Genomic DNA, 11840 nt, shown 5'->3' with positions numbered 1-11840 from the left:
TATGACTCAAAAGGTTGAAGATAAATTATTAAAAATTCCTGTACTAAACTGGATTGTAAAGTTTTTGAAAAAAGTAAAACTTCCAGGTATGGTAGGTATGTCGTTATACGATGTTATCGAAATGTACGTTACTGGAATTGTAAAAGGAGCTTTAACATCACGTGCTGGATCAATTTCTTTTAGTTTTTTTATGGCAATTTTTCCTTTTCTGCTTTTTATGTTGAATTTATTGCCCTTTTTACCCATAGATTCTAACGAGTTTATGGCGGTTATTAATAACTTGGTTCCTCCAAAAACAGCAGATTTTGTTGATACAATAGTTGAAGATATTATTAGTCATCAGCGCGAAGGTTTACTATTATCAACATTAGGTTTAGCCATGTTTTTAATGGCAAATGGTGTAAATTCAATTTTTAGTGGTTTTGAGTATTCATACCATATCAAACAAACTAGAAATATATTTTCAATGTATTTGTACTCTTTTGGAGTTGGTTTATTATTAGCATTTTTAATGCTGTTTACAATTACTACATTGGTGTATGTTGAAGTTTATGTAGTACAATATTTAAGTGAATTAGCATCTAAAACAGCAGGAATAAATGTAGAAAGTGGAGACGTTTTTGGAATTCAAATAGCGCAATACATATTTTTTATTTTAATGATTTATATAGGTACGGCAATACTGTATTTTTTTGGAACTAAAGAAGGTAGAAAGGCTAAATTCTTTTCAGCTGGAGCTATGTTAACAACAATTTTAGTAATGTTAACTACTTATTTATTTGGAATTTATGTAAAAAACTTTGCACAATACAACGAGTTATATGGTTCCATTGGAACATTACTTATTTTAATGTTGTATATATGGTTAAATTCCATAATTTTATTGTTAGGTTTTGAGCTAAATGCAAGTTTAAATAGATTAAAAAGTATTCATTTTTTAGAAGAAACCTCTAAAAAAACAGAAGTAATTGAAAATTAAAAAACTTAATTAAAATAGAATTTTCAATTCTATAATTTTTAAATAATTATATGAAAGCAATCGCAATGATTCCTGCTCGTTTCGAAGCAAGTCGTTTTCCAGGTAAATTAATGAAAGATTTAGCAGGTAAATCTGTTATTGTTAGAACCTATGAAGCTACAAAAAATTCAAATTTATTCGATGATGTTTACGTAGTAACTGATAGTGATATTATTTTTGATGAAATAATATCAAAAGGAGGAAAAGCTATAAAAAGTATTGGAGAACACGAAAGTGGAAGCGATAGAATTGCTGAAGCAGTTGAAAATATAGATACAGATATAGTTGTAAATGTACAAGGAGACGAGCCTTTTACGCAAACAAAACCTTTAAAAAAACTACTTGAAGTTTTTAAAAACGATGAAGCAAAAAATATAGATATAGCTTCATTAAAATTAAAAATGGAAGATGAAGCAGAAATTAACAATCCAAACAACGTAAAAGTAGTTTGTGATGAAACTGATTTCGCTATGTATTTCTCACGTTCACCAATTCCGTATCCTAGAGAAAAATCAAAAGCCGAATATTTTAAGCATATTGGAATATATGCTTTTAGAAAAGAAGCTTTATTAAAGTTCACTAAACTACCTATAAATCAGTTAGAAGCTGCAGAAAAATTAGAAAATTTACGTTTTTTGGCACACGGTTTGAAAGTTAAAATGGTAGAAACTAATCAAATTGCCATTGGTATTGATACTCCAGAAGATTTAGAAAAAGCCATAGCAATTTATAAAAAATAGCAAATTATGAGTTTTTCACCCGAAACATTATTTAGTATTATTATTGGAATTGGATTAGCCGCTTCGGTTGGTTTTCGAATTTTTGTTCCACTTTTTGCGTTAAGTATTGCTTCTTATTACGGTATAATTCCTTTAAATGAAAGTTGGGAATGGGTTGGTAGTTCAACTGCAATTGTAATTTTAGGTGTTGCTACTATTGTTGAAATATTAGCATATTTTATTCCGTGGCTCGATAATTTATTGGATACCGTTGCAGTTCCATTAGCAGCAGTTGCTGGTACAGCAGTAATGGTTTCAACTGTAGCTAATTTAGATCCAACAATAACTTGGGCTTTGGCAATTATAGCTGGAGGTGGTACAGCAGCAGCAATAAAAGGTTCAACAAGTACAGCAAGGCTAACAAGTACAGCTACCACAGCAGGTATCGCAAATCCTGTTATTTCAACAGTAGAAACTGGGACTTCTATTATTATGTCAGTATTTTCAATATTTATTCCAATAGTTGCAATTGTCTGTGTAATAATTATTTTTTGGTTAATTTTTAGAGTTTTTAAATTATTAAAACCTAAAAAAGCTCAAATTAATAAGTAAATATAAAGTGAAATAAAAACGATTTTAGAAAAGCTTTATTTACTGCACTAAATTTTAGATATTTGCAGCCTAAATTTTAAAAATGGCACAAAAACCTAGTATACCAAAAGGAACTCGTGATTTTTCACCTGTAGAAGTAGCAAAACGAAATTATATTTTTTCTACTATTAAAGAAGTGTTTGAAGTATATGGATTTCAGGCTATTGAAACCCCAAGCTTTGAAAACTCATCTACTTTAATGGGAAAATATGGAGAAGAAGGTGACCGACTAATTTTTAAAATTTTAAATTCTGGAGATTATTTAAAAAAAGCAGATGCTAAATTATTAGCAAATAAAGATAGCTTAAAAATTACTTCAAGTATTTCAGAAAAAGCGTTACGATACGATTTAACAGTACCTTTTGCGCGTTATGTTGTACAACACCAAAACGATATTGTATTTCCTTTTAAACGTTATCAAATGCAACCAGTTTGGCGTGCAGATAGACCACAAAAAGGAAGGTTTAGAGAGTTTTACCAATGCGATGCTGATGTGGTTGGAAGTAATGGCTTATGGCAAGAAGTTGAATTTATTCAGTTATACGATGCAGTTTTTAGTAAGTTACAGTTAACAGGTACGACTATCAAGCTTAACAATAGAAAAATTTTGGCAGGAATTGCTGAAATTATTGGAGCAAAAGATAAATTAATAGACTTTACCGTTGCTTTAGATAAATTAGATAAGATTGGTGCTGAAGGAGTTACAAATGAAATGTTATCAAAAGGAATTTCGGAACAAGCTATAGAAAAAGTTCAGCCACTGTATAGTTTTAATGGTTCTAATGAAGAAAAATTGAATCAGTTAGCTGAAATGTTGGAAGCTTCGGAGGAAGGTACAAAAGGAGTAAAAGAATTAAAGTTTGTTTGCAATCAAATTGAAATTTTAGGTTTAGAATCTGCAAGTGTAACAGTAGATGTAACTTTAGCTCGTGGTTTAAACTATTATACTGGAGCAATTTTTGAAGTTTCAGCACCTGAAGGTGTAAAAATGGGTTCTATTGGTGGAGGTGGAAGATATGACGATTTAACTGGAATTTTTGGATTAAAAGATATTAGTGGTGTTGGAATATCATTTGGATTAGATAGAATTTATTTAGTACTAGAAGAATTAAATTTATTTAATAAAGTAGAGCTGCCAATGCCAAAAGTATTGTTTATTAATTTTGGAGAAATTGAAGCAGCTTATGGTATAAAAGCAGTTCAAAAATTAAGAGTAAATGGCATAAAATCAGAATTATATCCTGATGCGGCAAAAATGAAAAAACAGATGAATTATGCCAATCGTCGTGAAATTCCATTTGTTGTATTAGCAGGTACATCAGAAATTGAAGAAAATAAATATACATTAAAAAATATGCAAAGTGGTGAACAGCAGGTTTGTACTTTAGAAGAATTAGTTAAAATTACTAAATAACTTAAAACAAAATTGTAAATTTGCATCTTTATTAAATCTAAATAAAATGTTTGAAACTAAAAATAATATGGCAAATAGTATTGATGAAATTGGAGATAACCATGTAGGTACTTCAGCAAAAACGCCTTTAAGAGCAGACGCTTTTGACATTTCAGACGAAGAAAAAAGAAATCGTATCGAAAAAAGTGTTCTAGATATTTTAGATACTTTAGGTATGGATCTAGAAGACGACAGTATACAAGGTACACCAAGAAGAGTTGCAAAAGCTTTTGTAAATGAACTTTTTGGAGGCTTGAATCCTGCTAATAAACCAAAATTATCAACATTTGAAAATAATTATAAATATGGCGAAATGTTGGTTGAAAAAAACATTGTAGTTTATTCAACTTGCGAGCATCACTTATTACCAATAGTAGGTAGAGCTCATGTAGCATATATTTCAAATGGAAATGTAATTGGTTTATCTAAAATGAACAGAATTGTTGATTATTTTGCAAAACGTCCACAAGTTCAAGAACGTTTAACTATGCAAGTAGTTCAAGCATTACAAGAAGCAATGGGAACAAAAGATGTAGCTTGTGTTATTGATGCTAAACATTTATGTGTAAACTCTAGAGGTATTAAAGATATTGATAGTAGTACGGTAACTTCAGAATTTGGCGGAAAATTTAAAGATCCACAAGTTAAAAGAGAGTTTTTAGACTATATAAAAATGGATACAGATTTTAAATAGAAATAGAAAACGTAAAATTTAAAATATTAAAAAATTACTTTGTTGAAAAATAAAGTAATTTTTTTTTCTTAAAATTATAAAATGACTAAATATTTAATAGCTATAGTATTGTTTTGCTACGCAACTAGCTCAATTTCACAAGAAAAACACAATTTAAAAGGAAATCTTTGGAGTGATGTTAAACAAGATGGTGTAAAAGTTTGGGGAGGATTAAAACATGCTTATACACAACCTTTAAAATGGAAAAAAGATGATTGGTTAACATTTGGAGGAATAGCTGCTGGAACTGCAATACTTTATATGTACGATGAAGATACTTCAGAATATTTTATAAATCAAGAAGAAGATGCGCCACAAGTTTTAAAGGAGATTGGTTGGTATTATGGAAGTCCTCAAAACTTTTTTATGATTACTGCAGGAATTTATAGCTATGGTTTATTAGCTAAAAATGAAGCTTGGAGAGATGCCGGAATTTTAATTGTTACTTCAGCTGTAGCTACTGGTTTTATTCAAACACTATCTAAAAATGCGTTTGGTAGGGCTAGACCAACAGCAGGTGTTGGAAGCAATCAATTTAAATTATTTAGTAAAGATCCTGCTTATCATTCCTTCCCATCTGGTCATACTATATTGTCTATAACAGCTTCACATGCCATAGCTAAACAATTTGACAATATTTGGGTAAAAAGTGGAATTTATGCTGTTGGGTTAATTGCTCCAGTTTCTCGTTTATGGGAAGGTGCACACTGGCTTACAGATGTGGTTTTAGGAGGTGTAATTAGTATTGTTGTTGTAGATGGAATTGATAATTTTTTCCATAAAAACAATATGTATCTTCATAAAAAAGAGAAAATGGTTAAATGGGATTTAAAAGCGGGAGTTGGAACTATTGGTGTTGTAGGTACTTTTTAAAATTTTTCTTATTTAAATTTTGAAGCGTTTTGATGGTGTTTTATAGCTTTTCGTGATAAAACAATTCCAATAATTAACGATACAAAAGCACCAATTGAAATTCCCGGTATAAAATGAATAAATAGGAAAAAGTCATAAGCTCCATGAAAAAGAATTGCGGCCGAAAGTCCAATTAGATTCCAAAGTATTCTTTTATTAGAAAATTTAGCTTTACCCATAAAATAGCCCATAATTACTCCAAAAGTTGCATGTGCTGGTACGGCTGTAAAAGCTCTTAAAATTGCAGTGTAAAGTCCACCGTCTAGAACATACATAATATTTTCTACAAAGGCAAAACCCATAGAAACCATTACGCAATAAATAATTCCATCAAAAGGTTCGTTAAAAAAAGGTCTTTTTTGAGCTCCTAAATAAACTAGAATATATTTACTAAATTCTTCAATAAGTGCAACAACAAAAAATGCCTGAATAAATTGATCAACAACACTAAATTCATCTGCTGGACTAAATAATTTTGATTGTAAAAAATATAATAAAGTACTAATTAAAATACTTAAAATAGCTCCTAATAGAAAATTGTAAAAAAGAACTCGTTTAGATTCTTTTTCAAATTTATCTTTTATATAAATGTAAATTATTATGAATACTACAGGAGCTGCAGCAATTATAAATGCAGTCATAAATTTAGTTTGGAGCTAGCCAGTTAAAAGGTTCATAGGGAATGTTTCTTAAAACCCAAAATAGAATAACAATAATAAGAATAACAATAGGTGTTTTTGGATGGTAAATATAATTGTAAATATTTTTTTTAAAAATAAAGTTAATACCTTCAATAATACTATGATAGGCTAAAATTAGTAGGCCAAAAATGTATAAAATATTTTGATGTACAACTCCTAAAAAGTTGAAATTTAGTAAGTGATGTGTAGCTCTTTGACTTCCACAACCAGGGCAATAAATGCCAGTTGTTAGGTATAAAGGGCATTTAGGTAAAAAATCTACGTTTGATGGATTGATAGAAAAATAAAGGAATGCTAAAACTATTCCTAGCAGAAGCATTCCTGTATATTTTATTTTTTTTGATATTTTAAAATTCACCTGATCCTAATAAAGCTAAACCTCCAAGAGCAAAAATAAAAACAAGGTATAAAACAACAACAATTGCACCTCCAATTAATCCCCATTTCATCCAAGATTTAGCATCTTTTGAAGCTTTTATAGCACCATCAAAATCACCAGAATCAAATTTTGAATTTACTTGAGTTGCATAAACAATACCTACAATACCTAAAGGTAAACAACAAAAAATAGTTACTAAATTGATTCGATTAAATAGTTTTTTGGTCTGTTTTGATCCATTTTTTTTTATTTTAAATTAATTATGCTATTAAAGTAATCGAAAATACAAAAAATTATAGCAGTTCACTTATTTTTTTGAAGATAAAGTAAATTTCACCAGCAATTTCTTGATTAATTTCTAAATATTTTTCTGACCTATATAAACTACTATCAAATTGTTTTGCATTTATATAATGTAAATTAAAATGTTTAATACTATTAGTGATATAAGGGTGATTTTTTTCAGTGCTAGAGCTTGTAATTATTGCTATGGAAGGTTTTTGATTGTAATGGTTATCATACAATTTAGAAAATCCAATAATTGGTTTAGTACAATTTTTATAGCTAATTGAATATTGTGGATTTTGATGAGAAAATTCGAGTATTTGAAATTGAAAACCAACATGTTGTAAAGTTTTAACCGTATTTCTACTGAAGCAAGTAACGTTAGTTCCTCCAGAAAAACAAGTTATATTTTTTAAATTAAAAAAATCTGCAGCATAACTTGCCCAAACTTGTGAAATTTGACTACGGATGTTATTATCAGGACAAATAAAAATTAAATTAATTTTATTTTTAGTTCTAATTTCATTAGAAATATAAATAGCAATTTGTTTTAAAAGTTGTTTTCTTGAGTTTTCTAAATTTAATGAGCTAAAAGATTTTTCAAAAAAATCTTGTGTACTTTTTGAAACAGAATTAATCATATATTACTTTTGTGCAATAATAACAAATCACAGTATCTATAATATTGCGATAAAATTAATTAAAAGTTAAGAATGAAAGATTTAAAAGTAGGTGATTTTGTTGCAGTACTTGATGATGTAATAAAAGGAAATATTATAAAGTTAACTAACAATACTGTTATTATTGAAGATGAAAACGGGTTTCCAATGGAATATAAGCATAACGAAATTGTTCTTGTTAAAGAAAATCAAGATGAATTAGCTAGATATTCTGATATTGCTAACGAGCATTTATTAAATAAAGAAGTAGATGTAAAACAAAAGTCTGTTTCTAAATTTAAAAGCGATAACAAGCCAGATAAAATGCCACCAATGGAAGTTGATTTACACATAACAAGCTTAACAGACTCAACAAGAGGTATGGATAATTTTGATATGTTAACAATTCAATTAGATACAGCAAAATATAAATTAGAATTTGCTATACGAAATAGAATTCCAAAAGTTGTATTTATTCACGGTGTTGGTGCCGGTGTTTTAAAAACTGAATTGGATTATTTGTTTAGAAAATATCCTGTAAAATGGCAAGAAGCTTCTTTTAAAAAATATGGTTTAGGTGCTACAGAAGTTTATATTTTACAAAATCCTTAATAATTTATTCTACTTCAAAACTAAATTCATAAGAATCATATTCAACATTTTCGTAATCATCTACAAACATAAAATTACATACTGTTATTAAATATGTATATCCTTCATTAGCATTTGCTGTTGTACCTAAACTTGTGTTAATTGTTATGGTAATATCAGTATCTTCATCAATATTTTTAGCAAAAAGCTCTTTTTCAACAGAAGGACTTGAAGCGGGAATACTGGAACAGAAATAATTTTCATCAATACTTCCATCAAAAACTCTGTAAAAAAGAGTTCTATCTTCTTGATCTAGAATATATGTTGTTTCTCCAACGTTAGTTGTAATATCATTTGAAGTTAATGTTAATACAATAGCTTCATAATTATAATTAGTAGTTTGGTAAATAGTATATTCACCACAATAATAGGTTTCATCAATAAAGTCAAATGTTGAACTGTTACTATAAGTAGTTGTTATTTCACCAAAATCGAATGTTTCAAAAGTTAGCGTAGTATTGTCCTCATCATACAAAACTAAATCTTGAAAGGTAATTTCGTGTTCAAAAGTTCTAGTTTGTACCACAATATCATCACTATCTTCATCAAAATCAGTAGTTTCAGTAGTTGTAATAGTAATGTATCCACTTTCGGCATTATATTCTTTTAAAACGCTTGGTGTAGTTGGGGGAACATCTTGACAAAAATAATCACTATCAATTTCGCTTTCAAAAATACGATACACTAAAGTATTACTAGTACTAATACTTATAGTTTCAGTATTTCCGTCAACTTCTTCAAAATCGCTATCTGAAAGTGTTAAAACTAAAGCTTCAGTTTCATCATCATTAGTTATGTAGAAAACAGAATCATCACAGCTAGTTATAGTATCTTCAAAATCAAATGTAGGAATATCTATATCACCTTCAGAACATGTAATAAAAGTGAGTAAAATCAATGTATAAATTAATATTTTTTTCATTGGAATAGTATATTAAAAAGCAAAAATAAACTTTTAAAGTATTCAACGGTACAACTAGACATATATTTTATAATTTTGCGAAGTATGAAAACTATATATTTAGACAACGCAGCTACAACTTCAATGTTGCCAGAAGTTATTGATTTGGTAAGCGATTTAATGAAAACTACGTATGGTAACCCTTCTTCTACACACCATATTGGTCGAAAATCTAAAAGTTTAGTTGAGACTGCACGTAAAAATATTGCAAAACATTTTAAAGCAGCACCTAATGAGATTGTATTTACTGCAGGTGGAAGTGAAGCAGATAATTTAATTTTAAAAAATGCTGTTGAAAATTTAGGAGTGAAAACTATTATTTCTTCTAAAATTGAGCATCATGCAGTTTTACATACTATTGAATTTATTGAAAAAAATTATAACGTTGAAGTTAAATGGTTAGATATAGATGAAAATGGAGTTATAAATTTTAATCAATTAGAGGGTTTTTTAAAGTTAGATAGTTCAAAAAAACTGGTAAGTTTAATGTATGTAAATAATGAAATTGGAAATATTCTAAATATTCAAAAAGTTTCAGATTTATGTATTGAAAACAATGCGTATTTTCATTCAGATGCTGTTCAAGCAGTTGGACATTTTAATTTTGATGTACAACAAACTCCAATAGATTTTTTTGCGGCTAGTGCACATAAATTTCACGGTCCAAAAGGGGTTGGTTTTGCGTATATAAAAAATGGAATTGGTATTCAACCATTGTTATTAGGTGGTGAGCAAGAGCGAGGAGCAAGAGCAGGAACTGAAAATGTGCACAGTATTTTAGGTATGGAGGAAGCATTGAAAATTGCGTATCAAAATATAAACATTGAAACTGTTAAAATACAAGCTTTAAAAAACTATTTTATTGCTCAATTAAAACAAAATTTAGACGAAGTTAAATTCAATGGTTTTTCTGAAGATATTACAAAAAGTAGCTATATAATATTAAATGTTCGTTTTCCAAAAGATTATAGCATGATGCTTTTTAGTCTTGATTTAAAAGGTATTGCTGTTTCTGGTGGAAGTGCTTGCCAAAGTGGAAGTAATAAAGGTTCACATGTGTTAAATACTATTTTGAATGAAGATGAAGCTAAAAAAACATCTATTCGTTTTTCGTTTAGTAAGTTTAATACTAAAGAAGAATTAGATACGGTAATTAAAGTATTAAAAGAATTAAAAATTTAATAATAAAAAAGCCACTCAACTTAAGTAAGTGGCTTTTTTATTTATCCTTTTACATTATTTTTTTTAAACTTATCAAATTCACTTTCTGTATTTTTTGGCCAGCTATTATTTGATGTGTCAACATCAGCTGTTTCTTGATCGGGATCAATAGTAATTTTTTTAATTGCTTTTGATGAAGGATATACTTTAGTAACTTCATTATCATTCAATCTCCAAATTTGAGCAGGATATTGTTTTCGTTCTTTAGTTTCATCTTCAAACTCAAATTCAACTACAATTGGCATTACTAAATCTCCAGGTTTTTCAAATACTAATTCTGGTCCCATAATAGTATTTCTTAAAATCCATAAACCAGCAACAGGTTTTGCGTAAGCGTTGTTAGCAAATTCATATAAATAATCACCTTTAGTCATTATTGGAGCTAGTTTAGTTTGGTAGAGTTGAAGCCATAAAAACTCTAAATAATCTTTAGAATTATTGTGATACGTAATTGTTTCTTCGCCATAAATATGCTAATTTTCATCATCTAAAATAATATCCATTTTATAGTCAATTTGTTGTTAAAAATATTCATAAGCTGTAGCTCCTGAAGCTGTGTGTTATGAGTTTGGAGTAGGTAACAACTCATAAAGTTGTTTAAATTTACGGGTGTTGTAATGACTCTTTTGTTTCTCTTGTGTAAAAGATGAAAATGAAATAAATAATGTTACTATTTAAATTTGATAAAAGTATTTCATAAGCTTTATTTAGTTTATGGAAGTTTAGAAAAACTATTAAGATTGTATAAAAAGTATTAAAAGATGTTTTTGTGTTTTTTTAATCTTTTGTTAAGATTTTTTTATACTTTAGTACAATAATAAGCTTAACCAAGCCTTTTTTTGATATTAAACTTGCTACATAAAGAGCATACTTCTAATGAAGATTTCTCTCCGAGAAAAACTGATAAGAGTAAAGTTCCAAATGAAATTGGAGACCTTCAACTTTGGAATGAATTTCAAATTGGTAATGGAAAAGCTTACGCTACTATTTATGAAAAAAATGCTTCTGCACTCTATAATTACGGATTGAAAATAGTAAATAATGAAGCTTTGGTTAAAGATTGTATTCAAGACCTTTTTGTTGAATTATGGAATAATAAAGAGAAGCTTGGGAAAGTAAAATTTATTAAATCTTATTTGTATACTTCAATTAGGAGAAAATTAATTTCAGAATTACGTAAGAATAGGAGGAATATAAGTATTCCAGAAGATAATGAAGCAGAAGATTGTTTATGCTCAAAATCTACAGAAAGAAAACTTATAGAAAAGCAGAATTTTGACAATCAAAAAAAATTACTAAACAAAGCAATTTCTAAACTTACAAGTAAACAGAGAGAAATACTCTACCTTAAGTATAATGCTCAATTAAGTTATAATGAAATAACTCAAATTATGGCTTTAAGTAAAAAAGGAGCATATAAATTAATGGATAGAGCCATTAAAAGCCTTAAAAAGAATTTTTAAAAAATCTTCACATTTACTATTTATACATTTCTGA

At 28.3% G+C, this 11840-nt stretch carries 14 protein-coding genes and 1 pseudogene; 9 read left to right on the top strand and 6 right to left on the bottom strand.

Going from position 1 to position 11840, the window contains the following annotated elements:
- The first annotated feature begins 1 nt into the window (after position 1).
- The 6 genes from R3X25_RS12465 to R3X25_RS12440 all read left to right on the top strand — a co-directional run bounded on the left by R3X25_RS12465 (position 2) and on the right by R3X25_RS12440 (position 5447).
- Complete coding sequence (locus R3X25_RS12465) at positions 2–979, top strand: YihY/virulence factor BrkB family protein (RefSeq protein ID WP_317675248.1); 978 nt, start codon at positions 2–4, stop codon at positions 977–979.
- 50 nt (positions 980–1029) lie between these two features.
- Positions 1030–1758 carry a 3-deoxy-manno-octulosonate cytidylyltransferase gene (gene kdsB, locus R3X25_RS12460; RefSeq protein ID WP_317675247.1) on the top strand — a complete coding sequence of 243 codons (729 nt, stop codon included), beginning with the start codon at positions 1030–1032 and terminating at the stop codon, positions 1756–1758.
- Positions 1759–1764: 6 nt separating this feature from the next.
- The gene (locus tag R3X25_RS12455; protein ID WP_317675246.1) at positions 1765–2349 is read left to right on the top strand and encodes a DUF4126 domain-containing protein; all 585 of its coding nucleotides are present in this window, start codon (positions 1765–1767) and stop codon (positions 2347–2349) included.
- An 82-nt stretch (positions 2350–2431) separates the two neighbouring features.
- Positions 2432–3802 carry a histidine--tRNA ligase gene (gene hisS, locus R3X25_RS12450; protein ID WP_317675245.1) on the top strand — a complete coding sequence of 457 codons (1371 nt, stop codon included), beginning with the start codon at positions 2432–2434 and terminating at the stop codon, positions 3800–3802.
- A 46-nt stretch (positions 3803–3848) separates the two neighbouring features.
- Complete coding sequence (gene folE / locus R3X25_RS12445) at positions 3849–4535, top strand: GTP cyclohydrolase I FolE (protein ID WP_317675244.1); 687 nt, start codon at positions 3849–3851, stop codon at positions 4533–4535.
- A gap of 81 nt (positions 4536–4616) precedes the next feature.
- Entirely contained in the window at positions 4617–5447 is an 831-nt protein-coding gene (locus R3X25_RS12440) for a phosphatase PAP2 family protein (protein ID WP_317675243.1), read from the top strand.
- A gap of 8 nt (positions 5448–5455) precedes the next feature.
- On the opposite strand, the gene R3X25_RS12435 is transcribed toward R3X25_RS12440, so the two are convergent.
- From R3X25_RS12435 to R3X25_RS12420, 4 genes and pseudogenes are all read right to left on the bottom strand, one after another.
- Complete coding sequence (locus R3X25_RS12435) at positions 5456–6127, bottom strand: PrsW family intramembrane metalloprotease (RefSeq protein WP_317675242.1); 672 nt, start codon at positions 6125–6127, stop codon at positions 5456–5458.
- Between the two features lie 4 nt (positions 6128–6131).
- Positions 6132–6506, bottom strand: coding sequence for a DUF2752 domain-containing protein (locus tag R3X25_RS12430; protein ID WP_317675241.1), 375 nt, complete (start codon positions 6504–6506; stop codon positions 6132–6134).
- A gap of 145 nt (positions 6507–6651) precedes the next feature.
- Positions 6652–6723: pseudogene (locus tag R3X25_RS12425) on the bottom strand (CD225/dispanin family protein); the annotation flags it as partial.
- A 136-nt stretch (positions 6724–6859) separates the two neighbouring features.
- On the bottom strand, positions 6860–7492 hold the full coding sequence (locus R3X25_RS12420; RefSeq protein WP_317675240.1) for a hypothetical protein: 633 nt from the start codon (positions 7490–7492) through the stop codon (positions 6860–6862).
- 72 nt (positions 7493–7564) lie between these two features.
- Between R3X25_RS12420 and R3X25_RS12415 the strand changes: the two genes are divergently transcribed.
- A complete protein-coding gene (locus R3X25_RS12415) occupies positions 7565–8122 on the top strand; it encodes a DNA mismatch repair protein MutS (RefSeq protein WP_317675239.1) in 558 nt (185 codons plus the stop codon).
- A gap of 4 nt (positions 8123–8126) precedes the next feature.
- Here the strand turns inward: R3X25_RS12415 and R3X25_RS12410 are convergent, their stop codons facing one another.
- Positions 8127–9083, bottom strand: a complete 957-nt coding sequence (locus tag R3X25_RS12410; protein ID WP_317675238.1) for a hypothetical protein — start codon at positions 9081–9083, stop codon at positions 8127–8129.
- 84 nt (positions 9084–9167) lie between these two features.
- On the opposite strand from R3X25_RS12410, the gene R3X25_RS12405 reads away from it, so the two are divergent.
- Positions 9168–10304, top strand: coding sequence for a cysteine desulfurase family protein (locus R3X25_RS12405; protein WP_317675237.1), 1137 nt, complete (start codon positions 9168–9170; stop codon positions 10302–10304).
- Positions 10305–10345: 41 nt separating this feature from the next.
- Here R3X25_RS12405 and R3X25_RS12400 read toward each other — a convergent pair whose 3' ends face one another.
- The gene (locus tag R3X25_RS12400; protein WP_411556581.1) at positions 10346–10717 is read right to left on the bottom strand and encodes a hypothetical protein; all 372 of its coding nucleotides are present in this window, start codon (positions 10715–10717) and stop codon (positions 10346–10348) included.
- Between the two features lie 477 nt (positions 10718–11194).
- Between R3X25_RS12400 and R3X25_RS12395 the strand changes: the two genes are divergently transcribed.
- Positions 11195–11806, top strand: coding sequence for a sigma-70 family RNA polymerase sigma factor (locus tag R3X25_RS12395; protein ID WP_317675236.1), 612 nt, complete (start codon positions 11195–11197; stop codon positions 11804–11806).
- Positions 11807–11840: the final 34 nt, after the last annotated feature.

It is taken from the genome of Lutibacter sp. TH_r2 (assembly GCF_033101135.1).
Taxonomy (GTDB): domain Bacteria; phylum Bacteroidota; class Bacteroidia; order Flavobacteriales; family Flavobacteriaceae; genus Lutibacter.
Note: the sequence above shows the minus strand (reverse complement) of the source record. Positions and strands in the feature narration are given on the sequence as shown.

What these genes read in the sequence shown, in the direction of transcription:
- R3X25_RS12465 (WP_317675248.1), top strand. Translation starts at nt 2, where the DNA reads ATGACTCAAAAGGTTGAAGATAAATTATTAAAAATTCCTGTACTAAAC.
- kdsB (WP_317675247.1), top strand. Translation starts at nt 1,030, where the DNA reads ATGAAAGCAATCGCAATGATTCCTGCTCGTTTCGAAGCAAGTCGTTTT.
- R3X25_RS12455 (WP_317675246.1), top strand. Translation starts at nt 1,765, where the DNA reads ATGAGTTTTTCACCCGAAACATTATTTAGTATTATTATTGGAATTGGA.
- hisS (WP_317675245.1), top strand. Translation starts at nt 2,432, where the DNA reads ATGGCACAAAAACCTAGTATACCAAAAGGAACTCGTGATTTTTCACCT.
- folE (WP_317675244.1), top strand. Translation starts at nt 3,849, where the DNA reads ATGTTTGAAACTAAAAATAATATGGCAAATAGTATTGATGAAATTGGA.
- R3X25_RS12440 (WP_317675243.1), top strand. Translation starts at nt 4,617, where the DNA reads ATGACTAAATATTTAATAGCTATAGTATTGTTTTGCTACGCAACTAGC.
- R3X25_RS12435 (WP_317675242.1), bottom strand. Translation starts at nt 6,127, where the DNA reads ATGACTGCATTTATAATTGCTGCAGCTCCTGTAGTATTCATAATAATT.
- R3X25_RS12430 (WP_317675241.1), bottom strand. Translation starts at nt 6,506, where the DNA reads ATGCTTCTGCTAGGAATAGTTTTAGCATTCCTTTATTTTTCTATCAAT.
- R3X25_RS12420 (WP_317675240.1), bottom strand. Translation starts at nt 7,492, where the DNA reads ATGATTAATTCTGTTTCAAAAAGTACACAAGATTTTTTTGAAAAATCT.
- R3X25_RS12415 (WP_317675239.1), top strand. Translation starts at nt 7,565, where the DNA reads ATGAAAGATTTAAAAGTAGGTGATTTTGTTGCAGTACTTGATGATGTA.
- R3X25_RS12410 (WP_317675238.1), bottom strand. Translation starts at nt 9,083, where the DNA reads ATGAAAAAAATATTAATTTATACATTGATTTTACTCACTTTTATTACA.
- R3X25_RS12405 (WP_317675237.1), top strand. Translation starts at nt 9,168, where the DNA reads ATGAAAACTATATATTTAGACAACGCAGCTACAACTTCAATGTTGCCA.
- R3X25_RS12400 (WP_411556581.1), bottom strand. Translation starts at nt 10,717, where the DNA reads ATGACTAAAGGTGATTATTTATATGAATTTGCTAACAACGCTTACGCA.